Raw genomic sequence first — 22,664 nt, 5'->3', positions numbered from 1 at the left:
TGCCCCCGGGGGGTATCAGGCAAGTGGCTTGCGGCTCCTTGCCAGCTGGACGACGCCGCCGATAATGACGATGAGGACGGCGACCCAGATGGCAGCGTAAGTGGTGTACTCCTCGGGAGCGATTGCCTCGCCGAGCATCAGCGCCGCGATCATGAGCAGCGCCGGCTCGAGATAGCTGAGCAGGCCAAACGTGCTGAGGGGAAGCAGTTTTGAGGCGATCAAGTAGAGCAAGAGCGCCAGTGAGGCGACAACGCCGATGATCGGTCCGAGCCACCAGATGGCCGGGTTCTCGCGCAACGCTCGGCCGTCAACGATCTCAACGACGACGAAGTAGATCGCGATCGGTAATACGATGACCTGTTCCCCGACGGTGCCGCCCATGTTATTGAAACCAAGCCACCGCCGCACGATGAAGTAGACGGGGTAGCCGAGGGCGACGAGCAGCGTCTCCCAGGAGATGCCGCCGACGCGGATGATCTCGGCGACGACACCGATCGCGGCCACCCCCGCCGCGAGCCACTGCCACCAGGCGAGTCGGTCGCGGTACAGCAGGCGGCCGACCACCACGAGCACGAGGGGCAGCAGGAAGTATCCGAGAGCCACCTGCAGCCCGCGTCCGTACACCGGGGCCCAACCAAATACCCATATCTGGGCGGCCAGCATGAGCCCGCAGGCGAGCAGCCCCAGTGCGAGAACCGGCTTCTCCCGGATCCTGCGCCACAGTGCGTCAACCTGGTGCCAATCTCGCAAGAGAATGACAACCAGGATGATGCTGGGGACGGCAACCAGCGAGCGGATTGCCCAGAGGCCCTCGCCCGACATGGGGGCGAGCAATGGCATGAAGAAAAAGAGCGCGCCAAAACTGAGGGACGACCCGACCGAAGCGAGTGTGCCGCGGCCGAGCGTGGGTGCTGCGTTCAGAGTTCGATCGCTCCGATGATCTCGCCGTACTGGGTCTCGCCGATGGGAGTGAACCCGACGCGAAGGAAGAACTCCTCGGGGCCGGCCTCGCCCTGCTCCCAGATCACCGTGAGGCGGCTCACGCCGCGGCTGCGGGCCTCGTCTTTGATGGCCTCGACTGCGAATCGACCCACGCCCATGCCCTGGGCGTTGGCGTCGACGTTGATGCGCCAGAGCGCCGCGCGGAACTCCTCCTGCGCAGCATCGGGGTCGAAGTTGCCGTGAATGAAGCCGACGACGCGCTCTTCGCTGAGGATGACGCGTTGCCAGGTGGAACCGACGGGGATGACCGCCGCCGCTGCCGAATACGAGACCGGCGTGACGAACCACTCCTGGCCCGGCTTCAGGCCGAGCGAGTTCACCGCGACGATCGTTGCCGCCGACAGTTCTTCTAGTCGTAGCTGGCTCATGCTCTCAGGCTAGCTGACCCGCGCCGATTCGCAATACCGTTCGGGCAACTCCCTGGTGGGCGCCGCAGATTCAACCGCATTTATCTCGACGTCGAAGTACTTTACGGAAGGCAGGGTAGACTACCCGAGGGTCCCACCGGGCCCGGAGGAGCGATAAGAATCTGGAGTTGCTTTGGCGAAGATCAAGGTTGAAGGCACAGTAGTCGAGCTCGATGGCGACGAGATGACCCGCATTATCTGGCAGTTCATCAAGGATCGCCTGATCCACCCCTACCTCGACCTGACCCTCGAGTACTACGACCTGGGCATCGAGCACCGCGACGCGACGGACGATCAGGTCACGATTGACGCGGCACACGCGATTCAGAAGCACGGTGTTGGTGTGAAGTGCGCCACCATCACCCCAGACGAGGCCCGCGTCGAAGAGTTCGGCCTCAAGAAGATGTGGAAGAGCCCGAACGGCACCATCCGCAACATTCTCGGCGGCGTGATCTTCCGCGAGCCGATCATCATCTCGAACATCCCGCGCCTCGTGCCCGGTTGGAACAAGCCGATCATCATCGGCCGCCACGCGTTCGGTGACCAGTACCGTGCGACCGACTTCCGCTTCGCGGGCAAGGGAACTCTCACGGTGGAGTTCACGCCCGAGGACGGCTCGGAGCCGCAGAAGTTCGAGGTCTTCCAGTCGCCGGGTGACGGAATCGCCCAGGTGCAGTACAACCTTGACGCCTCGATCCGCGACTTTGCGCGCGCCTCGCTGAACTACGGGTTGAGCCGCAACTACCCGGTCTACCTCTCGACGAAGAACACGATCCTGAAGGCCTACGACGGTCGTTTCAAGGACATCTTCCAGGAGATTTACGACGCCGAGTTCAAGCCGCAGTTCGAGGCCGCGGGCCTCACCTACGAGCACCGCCTCATTGACGACATGGTCGCTTCGGCCATGAAGTGGGAGGGCGGCTACGTCTGGGCGTGCAAGAACTACGACGGCGATGTGCAGTCCGACACCGTTGCCCAGGGCTTCGGCTCGCTCGGCCTCATGACCTCCGTACTGGCGACGCCGGACGGAAAGGTCGTCGAGGCTGAGGCGGCGCACGGCACCGTCACGCGTCACTATCGCCAGCACCAGCAGGGCAAGCCCACCTCGACGAACCCGATCGCTTCGATCTTCGCCTGGACGCGCGGCCTCGCGCACCGCGGCAAGCTCGACGGGAACCAGGCCCTCATTGAGTTCGCGCTCACCCTCGAAGACGTCGTCATCAAGTCGGTTGAGTCGGGCAAGATGACGAAGGACCTCGCTGCGTTGGTCGGCCCCGAGCAGGGCTACCAGACGACCGAGGAGTTCCTCGCGACGATCGACGAGAACCTGCAGGCGCGACTCGCGTAACGTGTCCTCACGAAAACGGCCCGGATCGAGAATTTCGATCCGGGCCGTTTTGTGTTGTGCGCCATGACAGGACGGTGAATTTGCCATCCCCCAACATCTGACATAGATTAACTTTGGATCACATCCAACTCTGGCGAATGCGCCTGAATTCCGGGCTTGCCGAGTTTGTCGGTCAAGACACTTCAATGAAGAGGAACGTACATGACGAAGCGCATCACGGGCTTGCGATTCGGCTTTGCCGCACTGGCAGTTGCCGCACTGACTCTCACCGGGCTTTCGCCCGCCACCGCAGCCGGATCCGTGGTGGGGCCGAACGACGTCGCTGGGTTCGAGAACGGCGCTGAGGGTACCCCCGGGTATAACTACGACACGTGGCACATCGGTAACACGGAGGACCCGGGCGTCCCGGTTTCGGACAGCCTGACGTTCAACGCCTGCTCCGTGTCGTTCCTGCCGTCGGTCGGAACGGCAGACGTGACGCAGCTGCTCAAGGGTTTCCCGGTAGACGGGCGCCCGACTGCGAACGCCGCGAGCGGTACCGCGAGCCTGCAGGCTTTGATTGATTCGATTTCGATCGATGTCGCACAGGGCGACGTGACTATTCAACTTCCCACTTTCATTTACTACGAGAGCGGCGAGGGCGCAGAACACGAGCTCGAAGAGTTCACCACGGTGTACAACCTGGCCGGCTTCGGCCCGGGTGTGCACACGTTGAGTGGCATGGAGCTGACGGACTCGAGTGAGTATTTCAATGGCGGCGATACGCAGGATCTGTTTGCGTCCATGCAGAGTGATATCGACCAGTACAACGACGTATTCGAGATCCTCGGCGTCGGCATGACCGGCTCGGACGGAGCCATCGTCAACTCGATCACGTTTGCCGGCAATACCTACTCGTTCGGCACCGGCTGCTCGGGCGAGGTCACCCCGCCTGCGACGGGCAAGCCGAAGCCCCCGGTCTCGGTGCAGACCGGTATCAAGGACGCCTAGACTGCAGGTACTGACGGCGGCTTCTCGATGCCCGAGGAGCCGCCGTTCTTTTTTCGCGGCACGATGACTCAGGAATGCACATGACGCTCACCACCAGCCTTCGACGGCACTGGAAATGGTTCACCGCAGGTGGGCTGGTCCTCCTAGTTGCCGGGGGATTCACGACGGCCGCGTTGATGGGGGTCTTCAGTGAGCCCGTGGGTGAGGCGGCGCCGAAGCCGACCTCCACCATCACCGCGACCCCGACACCCCAGGCGACTCCGGCGCCCGCGCCCGCGCCCGCACCGGCGGCCGAGGTCGTCATCGATACGACCCAGGTCATGCCATACTCCGAGGTCTGGAACCCGCCGGACGAGGGTGAGAGTTTCTGGCAGATCGTCGACCCCGCGAACGGGTACCCCGAGGACGGCGGGACCGACTACCTGCTCGCTCACGCGTGCGAGCAGGGCGGCTGCGCCGGAGACGGCATTCGCGCGCTCGTCGCTGGGGATCACTTCGCCTACCGCGGCGCGCAGTACGTCGTCGAACAGAAGCTCGAGATCAACAAGGCCGACATTGGCGCGCAGCCCATCTGGGAGCACGTGCCCGGCCGAGTGGTCGTGATCACCTGCATCCTGAACCTTGAGACGATGACCTTCGACGAGAACGACATCATCGTCGCAAGCCCAGTGGCGTAGCCGAGGATCGCTCCGGCGGAACGGCCGAACGGCGAGCAGTCGCCCTTGGGAAGCGCTCCTAGCGGGTCGTCGACTCTCGAATGTGCAGGACCCCCTGCGGCCCGTGCATCAGCGGCTCTACGGGCTGGCCCTCCGCGAGTCGGACCGCGAGTTCAACCGCGCTGCGGGCGAGCAACTCGGGACGCAGATCGACGGCGGTGACCGTCGGGCTGCCCACCCGATTCTGCAGGGCGTCTGAACCGCCAACGACGAGTAAGTCGGTCGGTACCCGAATGCCACGCGCCTGAGCCGCGGCGACGAGGCCCGCGGCATGCCTGCCGGTGAGGCAGTACACGGCGTCAGGCCGGGTGTCCGCAGGGCTCGTATCAAGGACCTCGGCCGCGATGACCTCTCCGGCCGCCTCGCCGATGGTCTCGGCCTGTTCGAGCACGAGTGGTTCCTGCCCGTGCTCAATGCACCAGGCAACGTAGCTCGCGCGCGAGGTGAGATTCCACTCGTTGCGGTCAGTGCCGACGACGATCGCGACCCGTCTCGCGCCCGCGGACTCGAGGTGGTCGAGCACGCGGGTGGTCTCGAGGGCTGTGCTGGAGCCGATCGAAGGGAACGCGTGGGGCCGGGCAGGATCCGCGCCCACCGAGAGTGAGGGGATGCGCTGGCGCTGCAAGAGCGTGAGCACGGGGTCGTTCTCGACGGGGTCGGTCACGATGCAGGCGTCGGCGGCGAGGGTGCTCACGGGAGCGCCCGGCTTGGTCGGGTCGGAGACGAGCATGAGCCCATAGCCCCGCTCCATGGCGGTGAGTGCCGCGGATCCGGCGAAGCGCATGAAGTAGTCCACGCCCTCGGGGAGGAACGTCTCGAGACTGTCCAGCGGGCGAATGATGAGCCCGATGAGGCCCATGTGCGACTCGCGGAGTCCGCGGGCGAGGGCGCTCGGCCGATACCCGACCTCATCTGCGATTTTCTGGATGCGTTCGACGGTGGCCTTCCGGACAACGCCCTTGCCGTTCAGCGCGTGCGAAACGGTCGTCGGGGACACTCCAGCGGCAATTGCCACATCTTTGATGGTCGCACGTCGATCCGCCTGCACGGCCTCAGCATAGCCCGCGCTTCGCCTGCCCCGTGCGCGGGGTCCGGGTGAACCGGCCGAGAGCGCCGGGATTCTGGGGCAAAACAAATCGATTTGCACAAATCGATTTGGAAAACGTAGGATCGTGCATGGATCAGCTCCCGCGCGACCCGCGGGAAGAGATTCAATGACGAATCCGAATGGAGAACTACGTGAAACTCGCAAAGATGAGAGCGTCAATCGCCCTCCTCGCGGTGTCCGGTGTGGCACTCGCTGGCTGTGCCTCAGGCGCACGCGGTGGCGAAGGCGGCGGCAACGCCTCCGAGAACGAGCTGTTGCAGGTCACCCCCGCAGCGACCGGTGAGATCGACAAGGTCACCTGGAACTCGACCTACGGTGAACTCGCCTCGCTCGACCCGATCAAGGCGTTCAACTACCCCGAGAACACCATCGTCTCGAACCTGTGCGAGTCGCTCTTCCAGATTCAGCCCGACTTCTCGATCGAGCCGAACCTCGCGACCGACTCGAAGACCGAAGACGGCAAGACCTGGGTCTTCGGGATCCAGGACAAGGTGACGTTCTGGGACGGCACGCCGATGACCGTCGACGACGTGATCTACTCGATCAACCGCCACATTGACCCCGCTGAGGGCAGCTACTGGGGCGGCGGCGTCGTGTCGAACATCGCCTCGGTCGAGCAGACCGGCGACTGGGAGATTACGGTCACCCTGAACGAGGCCGACAGCGCGCTTCCCTCATCGCTCGCCACCATCATCGGCGTCGTGGTGCAGCAGGAGTTCCGCGAGGCCGCAGGCGAGAACTACGGCAACCCCGATGCTGGCGTCATGTGCACCGGTCCGTTCCAGGTCGGCGATTGGAAGCAGGGTCAGTCGATCACGCTCGATCGCTACGACGGCTACTGGAACCAGGACCGCGCGGCCAAGGCCAAGCAGGTTGAGATTGGCTTCGTCGTCGATCCGACCGCCATCGCGAACGGCCTCGCCACCGGCGAGATCCAGGGCTCGTACGACGTGCCGCTGCCCGCGCTGAGCCAGCTCTCGACCGGCGAGAAGGGCAACCTGTACTACGGCGAGGGCATGCAGATCATGGCCATCATCGCCACCGGCAACGGCGCGTTCGGCGATCCTGCCGTGCGTCGTGCGCTGACCCGTGCGACTGATCGTGACGCCATCAGCGCGACCGTCTACGAGGGCACGGGCACGCCCTCGCGCTCCGTGGTGCCGCAGTCGCCGTGGAACCAGTTCCCCGATGTCGCCGAGCTGCGCGACGAGGAACTGCCCGACCTCAGCTACGACATCGAGGCCGCGAAGGAAGAGCTCAAGGCGGCCAAGGTCGACCTGACTCAGCCGATCAAGATCGTCTACCCGAGCGAGCGCAGCTTCTACGCCGACATCCTGAACGAGATGGCGAACGGCGCGAAGGAACTCGGTATCACCCTCGAGCCCACCGGCATTCCGAGCGCCCAGTTCGGTGCGTTCTTCTCCGATCCCGAGGCGCGCGAGGGCTACGACGGCTTCGTCACGACGAACTACCTGAGTGCACCGGACCCCCTGCTGCACCTGGCGAGCGTCGCTCAGACCGGCAGTGACCAGAACTACTCGAACTTCTCGGACCCGGCAGTCGACGCGGCACTCGCTGCGGCGCAGGCCGAGACGGATCCGGCGAAGCGCGCGGAGCTCACCGTTGCGGCGGAGGCCCTGGTCATGGAGCAGCAGCCGTGGGTGCCGATCGCTGACCTCGCGGTTCGGATGTACATGGACAAGTCGATCACGGGCGCCCCGGCGTCGTTCATTTACCTCTACTACCCCTGGGCCGCTGACCTCGGCTCGGCCAAGTAGCCGGTAACCCCCGCAGGAAGGGATCGTCCATGACCTATGTACTGAAACGTATCGCCGCGCTGGCACTGGTGTTGCTGATCTCCAGCTTCATCGTGTTCTCCGGCATGTACCTTGCCCCGGGCAGCCCCGAGCAGTTCCTCGTCCAGGGACGCACGGTCAGCCCGGAGGTGCTCGCCGCGATCCGCGCGCAGTACGGTCTGGACGATCCCTTCCTTCTCCGCTATTGGAACTGGCTGCTCGACGCGCTCCAGGGCGACCTGGGACGTTCGCTCGTCTCGCAGCAGGACGTGACCGCGCTCGTCGCGTCACGGCTCCCCACCACACTGTTCCTTGCGACCTATGCCGCGCTGCTGATCGCGATCATCGGCGTCGGGCTGGGCGTGCTTTCGGCCACCCGCTCGGGCATCTTCGAAAAGCTCGTCGTCTTCGGCTCGAACCTCGGCTTCGCCGTCCCGACCTTCTTCGCAGCGCTCGTGCTCATGGCGCTGTTCGGCGCAAACCTCGGCTGGTTCCCGGTTTCCGGATCCGGTGAGGGGTTCGTCGACAGGATCTGGCACCTCACGCTGCCCGCCATCGCCCTCGCCCTGCCCGGTATCGCCATCGTTGCGCGCATCACGCGCACCGCGGTGCGCGAGGAGCAGGGGTCCGAGCACGTGGTGATGGCAATCGCCCGTGGCGTTCCCAAGCAGATCGTGCTGTGGCGCCACACCATCCGTAACTCCATGCTTCCGGTGACCACCGTGCTCGGCACGAACATCGCGGGCCTGCTCGCCGCCGCCTTCGTCATCGAGTACGCCTTCACTCTCGACGGCATTGGTTCGCTGCTCGTGAATTCGGTGCAGAAGAAGGACTTCGCCGTCGTCCAGGCCATCGCGCTCATCATGGTGCTGGCCTTCGGCCTCATTAACCTCATCGTCGACCTGCTGTATGCAGTGATCGACCCCCGGGTCCGCCTGAACAAGGGAGTGTCGGCGCGATGAACAAGCCCACTGAAGTGAGTCGGAACACGACCGCTCAAGACACCGTCGCGGTGCAGCTCGTCCGCCGCCACCGGCACGACCTGCCCCAGACCTGGTGGCGCCGTCTGAACAACCGGCTCGGCGCCGTCGGCATCGTGTGCGCCGTGATCATCGTGGGCGTCGTACTCATGGCGATCCTCGCGCCGGTGCTCGCGCCGTACGACCCGTACGTGGGCAGCGTCACCGCCCGTCACGAGGCGTGGAGCCTCGCGCACCTGATGGGCACCGACCAGTCGGGTCGCGATATTTTCTCGCGCATCATCTGGGGCTCGCGCACCAGCCTCCTCGGCCCGCTCATCGTGATCGTCATCACGGCGTTCCTCGCCACGACGCTCGCGCTCACCGCGGTCTGGTTCGGCGGCAAGGTCGACGCATTCATCAGCCGCGTCCTCGACATTCTGTTCGCCTTCCCGAACATGCTGCTCGCGATTCTCGCGATCGCGATCTTTGGCCCCTCGCTCGTGACCGCCTCGATCGCCCTGGCCATCGGGTTCACGCCCTACTCGGCGCGGGTCATCCGCTCGGTGGCGCTGCGCGAGCGCGGACTGCCCTACGTCTCCTCGGCGCAACTGCAGGGCATCTCGGGATTCATCATCACCGTTCGGCACATCCTCCCGAACGTGCGCACGCAGATCTTTACCGGTATGACGATCAACTTCGGCGCCGCCATGATCGAACTCGCGGCGCTCTCGTTCCTCGGACTCGGCGTGCAGCCGCCCGCGGCGGACTGGGGCCTGATGGTCTCGAACGGCCAGGCCTCGCTGCAACAGGGGTACTGGGAGCAGAGCATCTTTGCCGGTCTCGCAATTGTGATCACCGTGGCCGCCTTCGGCTACGTCGGAGAGCAGCTGGGCGGACGCCGGGCTGTCGGAGGGACGCGCTGATGCTGAAGATCAATGGACTGGTGCTCACCGTCACCGACCCCGCCACCCGTGCGGAGACCGAGATCCTGCACGGGAACTCGTTCGAGCTCGCGCAGGGCGAGGCCCTCGGCCTCGTCGGTGAATCGGGCTCGGGCAAGTCGATGACCCTCAAGTGCATTCTCGGCATCGAGCCGAGCGGCGCACGCGTGGAGGGCGGGATCGAGCTCGACGGCACGGACCTCCTGAACGCGAGCGGCGAGGACCTGCGCAGGATCCGCGCGAACGAGCTCGCGCTCATCGCCCAGAACCCGCACGGCGCGCTGAACCCGGTGCTGCCCGTCGAGCGCTACCTCATCGAGGGGATGAGCGACGCGCGCAGCATGTCGAAGTCCGCCGCCCGTGAGCGGGCGATCGAGCTGCTGCGCGAGGTCGGCATTACCGACACCGAGCGCGTGATGCGGTCTTACCCGCACCAGCTCTCGGGCGGCATGCTCCAGCGCGTCGTCATCGCCGGCGCGCTCTCGGGTGAACCGAAGCTGCTGCTTGCCGACGAGCCGACTACCGCGCTCGACGTGACCACGCAGGCTGAGGTCGTCGCGATCCTGGACGAGAAGCGCCGCGAGCACGGCTTGACGATGATTTTCGTCACCCACGACCTCGACCTCGCGGCCGCCGTCTGCGACCGCCTCGCGGTCATGAAGAACGGCGAGATCCTCGAGATCGGCACGCCCGATGAGATCCGGGACAACCCGAAGACCGAGTACACCCGTGAACTGATGGCCGCCCGGCCGATGCTGTACCCGGCCGGGCACCCCGTACCGACGCAGGAGGCCGGAGCATGAGCGAGACCCCCATCATTGAGGTTGTTGGCCTGAAGCGCACGTTCCACCTGAGCCGCAAGGCCAGCGTCGCGGCGCTCGACGATGTCACATGCGAGCTGCGGGCAGGCACCTGCCTCGCGGTGGTCGGTGAGTCTGGATCGGGTAAGTCGACGCTTGCGAAGGTCGTCGTCGGTCTGGAAAGCGCCGATTCCGGCACGGTCCGGATCGCCGGAACCGAGGTGCGTCCCACGACCTCGCGGGCACAGCTGCGCGATCGCTCGAAGTATGTCCAGATGGTGTTCCAGGACCCGCAGGGATCGCTCAACCGCTCGCTGCCGGTCTCGGCGACCATCGACGAGATGCTGCGCGCGCACTGTCCAGACCTCGATCGCGCCGGGCGCCGGGCACGTGTGCTCGAACTTTTCGCGGAGGTTGGGCTGACCGAGCGTCACGCCGACGCGCTGCCCGGCGCACTGTCGGGTGGCCAGAAACAGCGCGTCGCGATCGCCCGCGCCCTCGCGGCCAACCCGAAGATCATCGTGCTCGACGAGGCCGTCTCTGCGCTCGACGTGTCGGTGCAGGCCCAGGTGCTCCAGGTACTCAAGCGCCTGCGCGCCGAACACGGCCTGAGCTACCTCTTCATCACGCACGATCTCTCGGTGGTGCGTGACATTGCCGACGACGTCGTCGTGATGCGGCACGGTCGCATCATCGAGCGGGGCACCGTCGATCAGGTGCTCGACCACCCGCAGGATCCCTACACGCAGCTGCTCATCGCCTCGGCCCCGCGGCCAGGGTGGAAGCCGCAGCGCGGGCTTCGGGACTCGCTCCTCGGCACAAGCTCGTAGCACCCGCCTCAGCGCCGGCGAACACTCGCCGGCCTCACCGCACTATAGGCTGAATGCCCCGCAACGGCGCGGCATCGAATGAAAGTACTTTCATGACCCAGAAATCCGAACGACTTCACCTTCGCGTCTCGGGCGAGACCCGGGCCGAACTTGGCCGCAGCCGCGGCGAGCAGCTGCGAGGCAGCCTGCCCGGCGCCTACGCCGGCTACGCGGAGCTCTTCCGCAAGCTCGGCGTCACCCTCGAGATGGAGCGCGAAGGCGCCCAGCGCACTGTCGAGGCCCTATCCGTCTGGCGCCCCGAAATCGTCGATGAGCTCACCGCCGTCGCCGAGTCATCCGGCCTCGACCTGCTTGAGATCGTCGCGCTGAATGCGCGCACCGAAATTATTGCGCTGAGCAGCACCGGCTCGAGCGAGTGTTCGACGGTCGCCGCCCTCGTCGACGGTCGCCGCCTCGGCGTGCAGACCTGGGACTGGCACATCGAGCTCGACCAGTTCTGGCACACGCACGAGGTTGATGGCCCGGGGTTTCGCTATGCGGGGCTCACTGAGCAGGGCATTCTCAGCAAGATCGGCATGAACGAGCGCGGTCTCGCTCTGCACTTCAACATTCTCGGACACCGCCTGGACGGCCCGGGCGGCGTGCCGATGCATGTGCTGTCGTCGATCGTTCTCTCCGAGTGCGCGAGCGTCGCTGAAGCGATCGAGCTGATCCGCGAGGCGCCGATCAATTCGTCGTCGGCCTTCACGATGCTCGACGGCGAACAGTCCGTGTCGGTCGAGATGAGCCCCGACGGTGTCTTCGTGATTGGCGAGGTTGACGGATCGGTGCAGCGCACGAACCATTTTCAGGACGTGACGCCGCTCGCGGCGCAGAAGACCGAGGTCTACGAGCCCGACTCGTCCGAGCGTCTCGCGCTCGTGCGCGAGCGTCTCGCGGGCGGGCTGCCCGCAAGCGCGGAGGCCATGGTCGAGCTGCTGCTCAGCGGCGAGGGCCAGCCGCCGCTCTGCAGCGTGCCCGACATGACCAAGCAGCTCGGTGAGCGCTGGGGCACCCTGGCCACGATCGTGACCGAGCCTTCGACCCGCACGATTCGCGTGCTCGACGGAATGCCGACCGAGGCCGCGACCGGTGCGTGGCGTGAGATGACGGTGCCGCAGTAGTCTCCGAGGTCTCCTGACGACAGTGGCGCGTGACCTTCCCGGTCACGCGCCACTGTCGTTTTCGGCTGCTGGTGTCGATTAGACCTGCGCCGCAAGCAGCTCGCGCACCCGCGGGGCGACGACGTGGCCGTACAGCTTGATCGACTGCATCAGCTCCGCGTGCGGCATTGGCCCGCTCGCGTACTTGAGGTCGAAGCGGTCGAGGCCGAGCGTGCGCACGGTCTGAGCGATGCGCTGCGCGACCGTCTCGGGAGAGCCGACATACAGCGAGCCGTTGTCGGCCTCGTGCTCGAACTCCTCACGTGTGGTCGCCGGCCAGCCCCGCTCGGCGCCGATGCGGTTGCGGTTGTCCCGGAAGTGGGGCCAGAGCTGCTCGCGCGCGAGTGCGTCGGTCTCGGCGATGTGCCCGGGGGAGTGGACGGCGAGCGGCATCGACTCGCGGCCGAGGTCGATCTGCGTTTGCCGGTAGAGGCGCACGAAGGGCAGGAAGCGCGCGGGATCACCGCCGATGATCGCGAGCATCATCGGGATCCCGGATCGGACGCTGCGCAACACGGACTCAGGGCTGCCGCCCACGCCGATCCACGCGCTTACGCCGCCCTCGCGCTCGGTCTTCGGGAAGACCTCCTGCTCGGAGAGCGCGCTGCGGTGCTGGCCCGACCAGGTCACGGGGCCCTCGGCGCGTAGCCGTGAGAACAACTCGAGCTTCTCAGAGAACAGGGTGTCGTAGTCGGAGAGCTTGTACCCGAACAGCGGGAACGACTCGGTGAATGAGCCGCGTCCGAGCACCACCTCGCTGCGTCCGTTGCTGATCGCGTCGAGCGTCGCGAAGCGCTCGTAGACGCGTACCGGGTCGTCGCTCGAGAGCACGTTTACGCCGGTGCCCAGCAGGATCCGGTCCGTGCGCGCGGCGATCGCGGCCAGGATGACCTCGGGCGAGCTGATTGCGAAGTCAGCCCGGTGGTGCTCGCCCAGGGTGAACGCGTCGACCCCGGCGCGCTCGGCGGCGACGCCCTGCTCGATGACGTCGCGGATCACCTCGGCGTGTGAAGCGGTGCTCCCATCGGCGCGCTCAGTGACGTCGCCGAATGTGTCAAGGCCAAGGATCAGGCGGGAGGATGGGGCAGCAGCGTCAGGTTCCATGCCGGGTGCAACCAGAAATGCGGCCGCGATATTCCGCCGGGATCCTGCAGAAGAGGTTACGCCTTGGGACGCAGCGCGAGGTAGCCGTAGACGGCACCGACCACGCCGTAGACGGCGGCGATGACCCACGGCACACCGATCGCGAGCGCCGCGGCGACGGCTGAGCCGAGGAAGACCAGCTCGACGAGGCTGCGGCCGAAGCGGTCGGTCGGCAGCACGGGGCGCGGCGACAGGAACAGCGCCCAGATCAGTACCGAGAAGACGAGGGCGCCCAGGCCCACAAAGATGCCGGGCAGCGGAAGCGGCCACGCCAGGAAGCCCCAGACGGTGATTGCGACGACGGCGAGGAGGTGCCACAGGGCACGCGCCGCCTGCAATATTGAGGACTGGACGGGGGCCGGGACAGGATTGCTGCTCACCCCTCCAGTGTACCGGCGGTCGGGCGGTGAAACTGCCGGGCCCGGTGACCAGCCCCGCCTTCGCCCCGTGCCTCCTATGGTCGAAGAGACGCGCAGACGTCGCACGAAAATCGCGAGATCCGCGCGACCAGGGGAGTCCAGACCGGCGACACACGTCGTGCAGTGCGCCGCCGGTCTGGAGCGAGCTACGCGGTGTAGGTCGGCTCCCCGGCGATCCAGGTGACGCGCACCGCGAGGTCGGGGACCTCGTGCGCGGCGACCTCGAGCGGGTTTCCCGAGAGCCAGACGGCGTCGGCGGGCGAACCGACTGCCAGAGTGCCGCGTTCGGGCGCGAGAGCCTGGCGCGCAATGCCCTTCGTGTACGCCGCGAGGGCGGTGCCCGCGTTCACGACCTCGTTCGGCAGCCAGGCCGGCTCGTCAGGGGTGAGGTGGCTGTTTCGCAGGATCGCGGTCGAGAACGCCTCGCGCCAATCAAGGGTGGTCACGGGCCAGTCGCTGCCGAACGAGATCGTGGCTCCCGAGCGCACGAGCGAGCCGATGAGGTACTGCCGGTCGTCGCGATCCTGCCCGATGTGCGGGATCGTGAGGTTCTCCATGACCGAATCGCACTTGGCCCAGTAGGGCTCGAAGTTCGCGATGACGTCGAGCTCGGCGAAGCGGGCGACGTCCTCGGGCGCGAGCATCGCGACGTGCGCGACGACGTGGTGGCGCGCACGCTCGGGGTCGACGCCGCTGTCGCGGATCGCCTCGAACGCATCGAGGGCGCTGCGGTTCGCGGCGTCGCCGATGGCGTGCAGGTGCAGCTGGAAGCCGGCGGCATCGAACGCGGCGGTCGCCGCCTGCAGTTCGGCGTCGGTCCAGTTCGGCAGGCCCGAGTCGTCGGGACGGTCGGCGTAGGGCTCGAGCAGGGCCGCGGTGTGCCCCTCGATCACGCCGTCGAGGAAGAACTTGACGGTCTGTGCGGTGAGGCGCTCGTGCCCGAGAGCGATCACGCGCTCGCGGTCGGCGAGGAACTGGGCGACCTGCTCACGCCAGGTGAGGGGGTCGGCGCGGAACGCGAGGTTCACGCGCGTGTGGAGGCGGTTCTGCGCGGCGGCATCGAGGTAGACGGCGACGTCGCTGCCCTCGACCCAGGCGTCCTGGATCCAGGTGATGCCGATCTCGGCGAACTCGCGGGTGGCCCGCTCGATCGCGTCGACGCGGACGGCGAGGCCGCGCACGGGAACGATGTTCGCGAGGAAGTCGTTTGCCGCGGCCTCCTGCAGCGTGCCGATCGGCGAGCCGTCCTCGCGGCGCACGATGCGCCCGAGCTCGGGGTCGGGGGTCTCGGCGGTGATGCCGCCGGCCGCGAGCGCAGCTGAGTTCACCCAGGCGGTGTGGTAATCCCAGGCGCGCAGAATCGTGGGGGTATCGCCCGTTACCTCGTCGAGCCAGTGGGCGTCAAAGATGCCGCCGGGGGTGAAGGTCGCGTCGTAGCTGCCGCCGATGATCCACTCGTCGTCGGGGTGGGCTTCCTTCCAGACGCGGACGGCCTCCACGATCTCTTCGACGGTTGCCGCGGCGCGCACCGCCGGGCCGTTCGCCTCGAGCGCGCCGAGAATCGGGTGGCAGTGGCCGTCGCCGAGTCCGGGGGCGAGCACACCCCCCGCGAGGTCGAGCGTACGGGCGCCCGCGGCGCTCGCGAGCGCCTCGGCCTCGGCGCCGTGGGCGGCAACTCGGCCATCCCGGAAGGCGATCGCGTGAGTGCTGACGGGGGACCCGTCCAGATCCGCGTCAATGAGAATGGTTCCGCCGGTAATGACCGTGGTCATCGGTGACCTCCGAGTTGCTCGAGCTGTGTGATTGAGGATGCTGCGGCCGCGGCGATCCTGTGGGATGTGAACCGCTGGGCAGGGAAACGGGGCGACGCCATGCGCGCCGCCCCGTCGCAGCCTACTTGAAGGGGGCTTCCTTGGCGATCGCGTCGATGACGCGCGTCTCGGGGCCCTCCGAGAGGTCCATCTTCGGCACCGGCTTCGTGAAGAAACGGGTCTTCGCGAGCAGGATCGCGAGGCCGACGGCGAACCAGATGCCGCCGACCACCCAGGTGCCGGGATCGAGTGAGGTCCACAGCCAGATCGTCAGGGCGAAGCCGATGATCGGGGCGATGCCGTACTTGATCCAACCGAGGGGGGTGCGCTCGGCGACCTCGCCTTGCTTCGGGAACAGGTAGACGCGGATCACCGAGAGGTTCACCATCGCGAACGCGGCGAGCGCGCCGAAGCTGATCATGAACGCCGCCTGCTCGAGCGTCAGCACGAGGCTGAGCAGCGCGAAGATCGAGACGGCCGTCGCGGCGATAATCGGGGTGCCGAATCGCTTCGACAGGATCCCGAGCGGCTTGGGAAGCGTGCCGTCACGGCCCATCGAGTAGAGGATGCGGGCGACCGAGACCTGGCCGGCGAGGCCGGAGCCGAAGCAGCCGGCCACCGAGAAGACGACGAAGATGACGCCGAGCCAATCGCCTGCGACGTGATGAGCGAGCACGATGCCGGCCGCGTCGATCAGCTCGCGGGGAGCCTCAGCCCAGTCGGGGAGCGTGTAGGCGCGCGCGCCGATCCACGAGACCACGATGAAGAGCACGCCGCCGATGAGGGTCGTGAGCATGATGGCGCGCGGGATGTCGCGCCGCGGGTGCTTGGCTTCTTCCGACAGGGTCGAAACCGCGTCGAAGCCGAGGAAGGAGAGGGCGAGGATGCCTGCGCCAGCGAAGATCGGGCTGAAGCCCTCGGAACCGGGGATGAAGGGCTCGAGGATGCCGGGGGCATTCGGGTCGTTGATCGTCATCTTGATGGCGAAGATGGCGAAGATCGCCATCGAGGCCACGGACAGCGCGATGACGAAGATGTTCAGCTTGCTGACCAGCTTGATGCCGAGCACGTTGAACACGAAGACGGCGAGCAGGGTGAGCAGCGAGGGGATCCAGGCGGGGATGCTTGGGAATTGCGTGCTCACGTACAGGCCGAGGATCATGAAGTTGATCATCGGGATGAAGAGGTAGTCGAGCAGCAGCACCCAGCCGGTCATGAAGCCGACGCCGCCGCCAAATGCCTGCTGCGCGTAGGTGTACGCGGATCCTGCGACCGGATAGCGGCGCACCATCGAGGCGTAGCTGTAGGCCGTGAAGAGCATCGTGAGCAGCGCGACCGTGTAGGCGAGCGGCAGGCGACCCTCGGTCACCTGATTGACGATGCCGTAAGTGGTGAATACCGTGGCGATCGCCATGTAGGCGAGGCCGAAGAGGACAAGGCCGCCGAGGCCCAGCTCCCGCTTCAGGTGAACGGTTTGCGTCTGACTCACTGTTATCTCCCTTGATACCCGGTGTGGGCGCTCAGCGTGCGAGCGCGAAAGCCCCGGTTCGCTTTTAATGAACGGTGTTCTTTACACTGCTGATAGACATTAGTACGAAGTAGGGCGCCGCGCGAACTCAACACTGGGGGCGTGCGGCTCGGGGAAGCGAGATCCCCAGTGAACCAAGGGAGATTCACGCATGACTGTTGTACCCAAGCGCCGTGTTGGGCGGCCCCCCAAACGCGTGCTCAGCCGCGACATCATCTTCGAGGCCGGACTGAAGCTCCTCGACGAGCGCGGGGCGCACGGCTCGGGCATGCGCGATATCGCGCGTGAGCTCGGCGTGCAGCCCTCCGCGCTGTACAACCACGTTGCGGGGCAGGACGACGTGATCGCCGGGGTGCGCGAGCTCATCGGCGATCGCATCGACGGTGCAATGTTTGACGAGCTGCCCTGGGACGAGGCGTTGGTGGTCTGGGCGCACTCTTATCGGGACGCCTTCGCCGCGCACCCGCCTACGATTGCGTTGCTCGCGGTCACCCCGGTGCTGCCCGACTCGCGCATCAGTTTGATGTACGAAAAGGTGCTGACCGCGCTCGAGCAGGGTGGCTGGCCCGTGGACCAGCTGCTGTCGGTCATGGTCGCGCTCGAGTCGTTCATCCTCGGCTCCGCGCTCGACGCGGTCGCCGACGACGAAATCCTCAACCCCGGGGATCGCGTGGACGTGCCGCTCTACACGGCCGCCCACGCGGCGCGGCGAACCGCGATCGCCGGGCGTCGACCCGCCGACGTCGCATTCGAGCTCGGGCTCGACGTGATGATCAGCGGGCTGCGCGCGCGACTCGCGGTGGGGTAGGCCGGGGCAGGATCCCGCCCTCCCGGCCACCCACGCTCTCCCTGCCACCCTCGCCGAGACGTCTCAATCTGCGGCTTCCCCCGAGGTCATGCCGCAGATTGAGACGTCTCGAAGTGGCGCACGCGGCGCGGCGCGCGGGGCGGGGTGGCGCAGGGGCAGGATCCTGCCGGTTCGCCTAGTGGAAGATGATCGTGCGGTCGCCGTCGGACAGGATCCGGTTCTCGGCGAACCAGGTCACCGCGCGGCGCAGGGTGCGCGCCTCTTCATCCTGACCGAGCTGCATGAGCTCGGTGGGCGAGTAGGAGTGGTCGACGCGGGTGACGGCCTGCTCGATGATCGGGCCCTCGTCGAGGTCGGTCGTCACGAAGTGCGCCGTCGCGCCGATCAGCTTTACGCCGCGGCGGTGCGCCTGCTTATACGGGTTCGCACCCTTGAATCCCGGGAGGAACGAGTGGTGGATGTTGATCGCGCGTCCCGCGAGCGCCTCGCAGAGTTCGGGAGACAGGATCTGCATGTAGCGGGCCAGCACCACGAGCTCGATGTCGTGCTCCTCGACCGCCTCGAGCACGCGAGCCTCGAACGCGGCCTTGTCCTCGGCGCCCGCGATGGCGCGGTGCTCAAACGGCGCGCCATAGAACTCGGCGATGTCGCGCACGGTCTCGTGGTTCGACAGGATCAGCGGGACCTCGATGGGCAGCTGGCCGCCCCGGCGACGGTACAGCAAGTCGTTGACACAGTGCGTCGCGGTGGAGGCCAGGATGAGGGTGCGCACCGGGCGGCCCACGACGTCGAGACGCCAGGACATGTTGTAGCGGTGCGTGACGGACGACAGCGCGTCGTTGAAGCGCGCCTCAAACGTCTCGGGCTGGGCGACCGCCGCGACCTGGATGCGCATGAAGAAGCGTCCGGTGTCGTGGCTCGCGAACTGCTGGCTCTCCTCAATGTTTCCGCCGGAGGCCACGATCGCGCCGCTCACCGCGTGCACGATTCCCGGACCGTCGACGCACGACAGGGTGAGGACCCACTGGGGAGCGGAAACGGGGGCTGGGGAAAGCGCGGACTGCGCGGCGGTGGTACTCATCGCTCCCCAGGGTAGTAGATCTCGCTGCGCTGATATGCTTTCGAACAGTCGTGACTGGCGTACAGATGGACACCATCGGGGAGCGACGAACCGAGAGTCTGGCCGCTCGCCTGGGCCGTTGAACTGATGTCACCCGCGTGCCGGGTGGGAGTGAAAGAGGTAATTCCTTGACGAACCAGTCCGCTTTCTTCAACGAGCCCCTTGCGGTCGTCGATCCTGAGATCGCCGCAGTGCTCACCCAGGAGCTCGGCCGCCAGCGCGGCACCCTCGAGATGATCGCGAGCGAGAACTTCGTTCCGCGCGCCGTGCTCGAGGCCCAGGGCTCCGTGCTCACGAACAAGTACGCCGAGGGCTACCCCGGACGTCGCTACTACGGCGGCTGCGAGTTCGTCGACATCGCCGAGGACCTGGCCCGCGACCGTGCCAAGAGCCTGTTCGGCGCCAAGTACGCCAACGTGCAGCCCCACTCGGGTGCGTCGGCGAACGCCGCGGTGCTCTCGGCAATCGCCGAGCCGGGCGACACGATCCTGGGCCTCGAGCTGTCGCACGGTGGCCACCTCACCCACGGCATGAAGCTCAACTTCTCGGGCAAGCTCTACAAGGTCGCCTCCTACGGCGTCGACCCCGAGACGTTCCTCATCGACATGGACGTCGTTCGCCAGAAGGCGCTCGAGGCGAAGCCCAAGGTCATCATTGCCGGCTGGTCTGCGTACCCCCGTCAGATCGATTTCGCCGCGTTCCGCGCGATCGCCGATGAGGTGGGCGCGACCCTGTGGGTCGACATGGCGCACTTCGCTGGCCTCGTCGCCGCGGGCCTGCACCCGAACCCGGTGCCCCACGCGCACGTCGTCTCGTCGACCGTGCACAAGACCATCGGCGGCCCCCGCTCGGGCTTCATCCTCACGAACGACCTCGAGATCCACAAGAAGATCAACTCGAACGTCTTCCCCGGCCACCAGGGCGGCCCGCTCATGCACGTGATCGCCGCGAAGGCGACCGCGTTCCTGCTCGCCGCGAGCGACGAGTTCAAGGACCGCCAGGTGCGCACCCTCTCGGGCGCGAAGCTGCTCGCGTCGGCCCTCACCTCTGACGCGTCGAAGGCTGCTGGCATCGACGTGCTCACGGGCGGCACCGACGTGCACCTCGTGCTCGCTGACCTCCGCCACTCCGAGCTCGACGGCCAGCAGGCCGAGGACGCGCTGCACGCGGTCGGCATCACGGTCAACCGCAACTCGGTGCCCTTCGACCCGCGCCCGCCGATGGTGACGAGCGGCCTCCGCATCGGCACCCCCGCGCTCGCGACCCGCGGCTTCGGCGATGTCGAGTTCGCCGAGGTGTCGGACATCATTGCGCGTACTCTGCAGCCTGGTGCCGACGTCGAGGCGCTCGCGGCACGCGTCACGAAGCTCGCCGACGCGTTCCCGCTGTACCCCGGCCTCGAAGAGTGGTAGGCCGTTGACCGCTCAGAAACTCGACGGGACGGCAGCCGCTGCTTCGATCAAGGACGAGCTGCGGGTGCGGGTTTCGGCTCTCGCCGAGCGCGGGATCGTTCCCGGGCTCGCGACCGTGCTCGTTGGCGCCGACCCGGGCTCGCAGTGGTACGTCGCGGGCAAGCACCGCGACTGCGCCGAGGTCGGCATCTCGTCGATCAAGCGCGAGCTGCCCGAGACGGTGACGCAGGAGGAGCTCGAGGCCGTCCTCGACGACCTCAACGCCGACCCGGCCTGCACCGGCTACATCGTGCAGCTGCCGCTGCCGAAGCACATCGATACCGACCGGATCCTCGGGAAGATCGACCCGAACAAGGACGCGGACGGGCTGCACCCGACGAACCTCGGCTGGCTCGTGCTCAACGCGAACACCGAGATCACGACGCCGCTGCCGTGCACGCCGCGCGGCGTGATCGAACTGGTCGAGCGCAACGGCCTGTCGTGGGCGGGCAAGCATGTCGTCGTGGTGGGTCGCGGGGTGACCGTCGGCCGCCCGATCGGCCCGTTGCTGACCCGGCGCGAGTTCAACGCGACCGTCACGCTGACGCACACGGGCACGCAGGATCTCGGCGCCGAGCTGCGCCGTGCCGACGTGATCGTGGCTGCCGCGGGAGTCGAAGGCATCGTCACCGCTGAGAACGTCAAGCCGGGAGCGATCGTGCTTGACGTGGGTGTTTCGCGCAAGACTGACCCGGAGACCGGCAAGAGCCGTGTCGTCGGGGACGTCGATCCTGGGGTGGCCGAGGTCGCGTCGTGGATCTCGCCGAACCCCGGCGGAGTCGGTCCGATGACGCGCGCGCTGCTGCTGCAGAACGTGGTCGAGATGGCGGAGCGCGCCTCCGCCTAATCCCGCACCGCTAGGCTCGCGCTGGGAAGGGAGAGGCTCATGGAAGAAACGGTTCGCATCGAACAGGACCTGCTGCAAGAAGTTGCGGCGGGTCGGCTGTCCGCCGCCTCCGAGCTCCTGAGCCTCCTCTCCCCGCGCGAGGTCGCAGACATCGTCGAGCGCACCAGCTTGGCCCGCGCCGCGATCATCTACCGCCTGCTGAGCAAGGATCGGGCACTTGAGGTGTTCGAGCGGCTCGAGTCGGCCGTCCAGGGTGACCTGGTCGCTGCGCTGCGCGATGACGAGGTCACCTCGCTCTTCGCGGAGCTCGACCCCGACGATCGGGCGCAGCTGATCGAGGAGCTCCCCGCGAGCGTCGCCACCCGTCTGCTGCACGGCCTGCCGCGCCGCGAGCGCGAGCAGACCGCGGCGATCCTGGGCTACCCGGTGGGCAGTGTGGGCCGGCGCATGAGCCCGGAGTATGTGAGCACGCACCCGGATCTGACCGTGGCGCAGACCATGGAGCGGGTGCGCCGCGGTGCCGCCGACGCCGAAACGATTTACACCGTGCTGGTCACCGACCGCGCGCGAGAAATCGTTGGCGTGGTCAGCCTGCGCGAAGTGATCGCGAGTGATCCCGGCATTCGCATCGCTGAGCTGATGAGCGAGCCGGAAGTGGTCAACGCGACACTCCCGGCGGAGGAAGCGGCTCGGTTGCTCAGCGATGGCGAGTATCTGCTGATGCCCGTGGTGGACAGCGAGCGGCGCCTGCTGGGCATCTTGACGATCGACGACGCGAACCAGATCCTGCGTGACGCGGAGGAGGAGGACGCGGCCCGCGCCGGCGGCGCCGAGCCGCTGCGCCGCCCGTACCTGTCGACCTCGGTGTTCTCGATTACCCGCTCGCGGGTCGTTTGGCTGCTCGTGCTTGCCGTCTCGGCGTTGCTGACGGTGCAAGTGCTCGACATCTTCTCGGCGACGCTTGAACAGCAGGTCGTGCTCGCCCTGTTCATCCCACTGCTCACCGGCACGGGAGGCAATACGGGTTCGCAGGCCGCCGCGACGGTCATCCGCGCCCTCGCGGTGGGTGACGTGCGCCCGAGCGACGTGGGCAAGGTGCTGCTGCGCGAGGTGCAGGTGGGTGCCCTGCTGGGCGCCCTGCTCGGCACGCTCGGCTTCGCACTCGCGGGCCTCGTGTTCGGCCTCGACTTCGGCATCATCATCGGGCTGTCGTTGCTCATCATCTGCGCGCTTGCGGCGACCGTTGGCGGGGCCATGCCGCTGCTCGCAAAGGCCATCCGTGTTGACCCCGCAGTATTCTCGACCCCCTTCATCTCGACCTTCTGCGACGCGACCGGGTTGATCGTGTACTTCACGATCGCTCGCGCCGTCCTCGGCCTGTAACCGGGATTCTGCCAGCGGGGCGCGGCATACTGGTCGGGGCGCTCGCGCGCCC

At 66.9% G+C, this 22,664-nt stretch carries 21 protein-coding genes and 1 riboswitch; of the genes, 13 read left to right on the top strand and 8 right to left on the bottom strand.

Features of this window, described 5'->3' with window-relative positions; translation table 11 throughout:
* Nucleotides 1-15: 15 nt before the first annotated feature.
* A complete protein-coding gene (gene rarD, locus JW030_RS11290) occupies nucleotides 16-921 on the bottom strand; it encodes an EamA family transporter RarD (RefSeq protein WP_188046631.1) in 906 nt (301 codons plus the stop codon).
* Nucleotides 918-1,370, bottom strand: coding sequence for a GNAT family N-acetyltransferase (locus tag JW030_RS11285; protein WP_188046595.1), 453 nt, complete (start codon nucleotides 1,368-1,370; stop codon nucleotides 918-920). The genes rarD and JW030_RS11285 overlap by 4 nt, the downstream gene beginning before the upstream one ends.
* A gap of 172 nt (nucleotides 1,371-1,542) precedes the next feature.
* On the opposite strand from JW030_RS11285, the gene JW030_RS11280 reads away from it, so the two are divergent.
* The 3 genes from JW030_RS11280 to JW030_RS11270 all read left to right on the top strand — a co-directional run bounded on the left by JW030_RS11280 (nucleotide 1,543) and on the right by JW030_RS11270 (nucleotide 4,424).
* Nucleotides 1,543-2,757, top strand: coding sequence for an NADP-dependent isocitrate dehydrogenase (locus JW030_RS11280; protein ID WP_188046594.1), 1,215 nt, complete (start codon nucleotides 1,543-1,545; stop codon nucleotides 2,755-2,757).
* Between the two features lie 201 nt (nucleotides 2,758-2,958).
* Nucleotides 2,959-3,747 carry a hypothetical protein gene (locus JW030_RS11275; RefSeq protein WP_188046593.1) on the top strand — a complete coding sequence of 263 codons (789 nt, stop codon included), beginning with the start codon at nucleotides 2,959-2,961 and terminating at the stop codon, nucleotides 3,745-3,747.
* A gap of 80 nt (nucleotides 3,748-3,827) precedes the next feature.
* The gene (locus JW030_RS11270) at nucleotides 3,828-4,424 is read left to right on the top strand and encodes a hypothetical protein (protein ID WP_188046592.1); all 597 of its coding nucleotides are present in this window, start codon (nucleotides 3,828-3,830) and stop codon (nucleotides 4,422-4,424) included.
* Between the two features lie 58 nt (nucleotides 4,425-4,482).
* Here JW030_RS11270 and JW030_RS11265 read toward each other — a convergent pair whose 3' ends face one another.
* Entirely contained in the window at nucleotides 4,483-5,511 is a 1,029-nt protein-coding gene (locus JW030_RS11265) for a LacI family DNA-binding transcriptional regulator (RefSeq protein WP_241095444.1), read from the bottom strand.
* Between the two features lie 206 nt (nucleotides 5,512-5,717).
* Here JW030_RS11265 and JW030_RS11260 point away from each other — a divergent pair, with 206 nt between their 5' ends.
* The 6 genes from JW030_RS11260 (at nucleotide 5,718) to JW030_RS11235 (ending at nucleotide 12,063) form a co-directional block, all read left to right on the top strand.
* Nucleotides 5,718-7,349 carry an ABC transporter substrate-binding protein gene (locus JW030_RS11260; RefSeq protein ID WP_241095443.1) on the top strand — a complete coding sequence of 544 codons (1,632 nt, stop codon included), beginning with the start codon at nucleotides 5,718-5,720 and terminating at the stop codon, nucleotides 7,347-7,349.
* Nucleotides 7,350-7,378: 29 nt separating this feature from the next.
* A complete protein-coding gene (locus JW030_RS11255) occupies nucleotides 7,379-8,329 on the top strand; it encodes an ABC transporter permease (protein WP_188046590.1) in 951 nt (316 codons plus the stop codon).
* The gene (locus JW030_RS11250; protein WP_188046589.1) at nucleotides 8,326-9,252 is read left to right on the top strand and encodes an ABC transporter permease; all 927 of its coding nucleotides are present in this window, start codon (nucleotides 8,326-8,328) and stop codon (nucleotides 9,250-9,252) included. The genes JW030_RS11255 and JW030_RS11250 overlap by 4 nt, the downstream gene beginning before the upstream one ends.
* Nucleotides 9,252-10,073 (top strand): ABC transporter ATP-binding protein, encoded by an 822-nt coding sequence (locus tag JW030_RS11245; RefSeq protein ID WP_188046588.1) that lies wholly within the window; start codon nucleotides 9,252-9,254, stop codon nucleotides 10,071-10,073. The genes JW030_RS11250 and JW030_RS11245 overlap by 1 nt, the downstream gene beginning before the upstream one ends.
* Complete coding sequence (locus JW030_RS11240; RefSeq protein ID WP_188046587.1) at nucleotides 10,070-10,900, top strand: ABC transporter ATP-binding protein; 831 nt, start codon at nucleotides 10,070-10,072, stop codon at nucleotides 10,898-10,900. The genes JW030_RS11245 and JW030_RS11240 overlap by 4 nt, the downstream gene beginning before the upstream one ends.
* A 92-nt stretch (nucleotides 10,901-10,992) precedes the next feature.
* Entirely contained in the window at nucleotides 10,993-12,063 is a 1,071-nt protein-coding gene (locus JW030_RS11235) for a C45 family peptidase (RefSeq protein ID WP_188046586.1), read from the top strand.
* A 78-nt stretch (nucleotides 12,064-12,141) separates the two neighbouring features.
* Here the strand turns inward: JW030_RS11235 and JW030_RS11230 are convergent, their stop codons facing one another.
* The 4 genes from JW030_RS11230 to JW030_RS11215 form a co-directional block, all read right to left on the bottom strand.
* Nucleotides 12,142-13,206, bottom strand: a complete 1,065-nt coding sequence (locus tag JW030_RS11230) for an LLM class flavin-dependent oxidoreductase (RefSeq protein ID WP_188046585.1) — start codon at nucleotides 13,204-13,206, stop codon at nucleotides 12,142-12,144.
* A 56-nt stretch (nucleotides 13,207-13,262) separates the two neighbouring features.
* Complete coding sequence (locus JW030_RS11225) at nucleotides 13,263-13,625, bottom strand: DUF2568 domain-containing protein (protein ID WP_188046584.1); 363 nt, start codon at nucleotides 13,623-13,625, stop codon at nucleotides 13,263-13,265.
* Nucleotides 13,626-13,810: 185 nt separating this feature from the next.
* Complete coding sequence (locus tag JW030_RS11220; RefSeq protein WP_188046583.1) at nucleotides 13,811-15,436, bottom strand: amidohydrolase; 1,626 nt, start codon at nucleotides 15,434-15,436, stop codon at nucleotides 13,811-13,813.
* Between the two features lie 121 nt (nucleotides 15,437-15,557).
* Complete coding sequence (locus JW030_RS11215) at nucleotides 15,558-16,964, bottom strand: APC family permease (RefSeq protein ID WP_188046582.1); 1,407 nt, start codon at nucleotides 16,962-16,964, stop codon at nucleotides 15,558-15,560.
* A 190-nt stretch (nucleotides 16,965-17,154) separates the two neighbouring features.
* Here JW030_RS11215 and JW030_RS11210 point away from each other — a divergent pair, with 190 nt between their 5' ends.
* Nucleotides 17,155-17,811: a TetR/AcrR family transcriptional regulator gene (locus JW030_RS11210; RefSeq protein WP_188046581.1), complete on the top strand. Its 657-nt coding sequence runs from the start codon at nucleotides 17,155-17,157 to the stop codon at nucleotides 17,809-17,811.
* Nucleotides 17,812-17,986: 175 nt separating this feature from the next.
* Here the strand turns inward: JW030_RS11210 and purU are convergent, their stop codons facing one another.
* Nucleotides 17,987-18,892: a formyltetrahydrofolate deformylase gene (gene purU / locus JW030_RS11205; protein ID WP_188046580.1), complete on the bottom strand. Its 906-nt coding sequence runs from the start codon at nucleotides 18,890-18,892 to the stop codon at nucleotides 17,987-17,989.
* Nucleotides 18,893-18,932: 40 nt separating this feature from the next.
* Nucleotides 18,933-19,015, top strand: a riboswitch (ZMP/ZTP riboswitch).
* A 44-nt stretch (nucleotides 19,016-19,059) separates the two neighbouring features.
* Here purU and glyA point away from each other — a divergent pair.
* From glyA to mgtE, 3 genes are read left to right on the top strand one after another with little or no spacing between them, the layout of a single operon-like run.
* Nucleotides 19,060-20,343: a serine hydroxymethyltransferase gene (glyA, locus tag JW030_RS11200; RefSeq protein WP_188046579.1), complete on the top strand. Its 1,284-nt coding sequence runs from the start codon at nucleotides 19,060-19,062 to the stop codon at nucleotides 20,341-20,343.
* A gap of 4 nt (nucleotides 20,344-20,347) precedes the next feature.
* The gene (locus JW030_RS11195; RefSeq protein ID WP_188046578.1) at nucleotides 20,348-21,229 is read left to right on the top strand and encodes a bifunctional methylenetetrahydrofolate dehydrogenase/methenyltetrahydrofolate cyclohydrolase; all 882 of its coding nucleotides are present in this window, start codon (nucleotides 20,348-20,350) and stop codon (nucleotides 21,227-21,229) included.
* 39 nt (nucleotides 21,230-21,268) lie between these two features.
* Nucleotides 21,269-22,612 (top strand): magnesium transporter, encoded by a 1,344-nt coding sequence (gene mgtE, locus JW030_RS11190; protein ID WP_188046577.1) that lies wholly within the window; start codon nucleotides 21,269-21,271, stop codon nucleotides 22,610-22,612.
* The last annotated feature ends 52 nt before the right edge of the window (nucleotides 22,613-22,664 follow it).

This window comes from Leucobacter sp. CX169 (assembly GCF_017161405.1).
GTDB lineage: Bacteria > Actinomycetota > Actinomycetes > Actinomycetales > Microbacteriaceae > Cx-87.
The sequence above is the reverse complement of the archived record's forward strand: the minus strand, read 5'-3'. Positions and strand labels throughout refer to the sequence as shown.

Excerpts from the sequence above, each read along its gene's own strand:
- JW030_RS11255 (WP_188046590.1), top strand. The coding sequence starts at position 7,379 with ATGACCTATGTACTGAAACGTATCGCCGCGCTGGCACTGGTGTTGCTG.
- purU (WP_188046580.1), bottom strand. The coding sequence starts at position 18,892 with ATGAGTACCACCGCCGCGCAGTCCGCGCTTTCCCCAGCCCCCGTTTCC.
- JW030_RS11245 (WP_188046588.1), top strand. The coding sequence starts at position 9,252 with ATGCTGAAGATCAATGGACTGGTGCTCACCGTCACCGACCCCGCCACC.
- mgtE (WP_188046577.1), top strand. The coding sequence starts at position 21,269 with ATGGAAGAAACGGTTCGCATCGAACAGGACCTGCTGCAAGAAGTTGCG.
- JW030_RS11250 (WP_188046589.1), top strand. The coding sequence starts at position 8,326 with ATGAACAAGCCCACTGAAGTGAGTCGGAACACGACCGCTCAAGACACC.
- JW030_RS11270 (WP_188046592.1), top strand. The coding sequence starts at position 3,828 with ATGACGCTCACCACCAGCCTTCGACGGCACTGGAAATGGTTCACCGCA.
- JW030_RS11230 (WP_188046585.1), bottom strand. The coding sequence starts at position 13,206 with ATGGAACCTGACGCTGCTGCCCCATCCTCCCGCCTGATCCTTGGCCTT.
- JW030_RS11285 (WP_188046595.1), bottom strand. The coding sequence starts at position 1,370 with ATGAGCCAGCTACGACTAGAAGAACTGTCGGCGGCAACGATCGTCGCG.
- JW030_RS11210 (WP_188046581.1), top strand. The coding sequence starts at position 17,155 with ATGACTGTTGTACCCAAGCGCCGTGTTGGGCGGCCCCCCAAACGCGTG.
- JW030_RS11235 (WP_188046586.1), top strand. The coding sequence starts at position 10,993 with ATGACCCAGAAATCCGAACGACTTCACCTTCGCGTCTCGGGCGAGACC.
- JW030_RS11275 (WP_188046593.1), top strand. The coding sequence starts at position 2,959 with ATGACGAAGCGCATCACGGGCTTGCGATTCGGCTTTGCCGCACTGGCA.
- JW030_RS11240 (WP_188046587.1), top strand. The coding sequence starts at position 10,070 with ATGAGCGAGACCCCCATCATTGAGGTTGTTGGCCTGAAGCGCACGTTC.
- JW030_RS11260 (WP_241095443.1), top strand. The coding sequence starts at position 5,718 with ATGAGAGCGTCAATCGCCCTCCTCGCGGTGTCCGGTGTGGCACTCGCT.
- JW030_RS11220 (WP_188046583.1), bottom strand. The coding sequence starts at position 15,436 with ATGACCACGGTCATTACCGGCGGAACCATTCTCATTGACGCGGATCTG.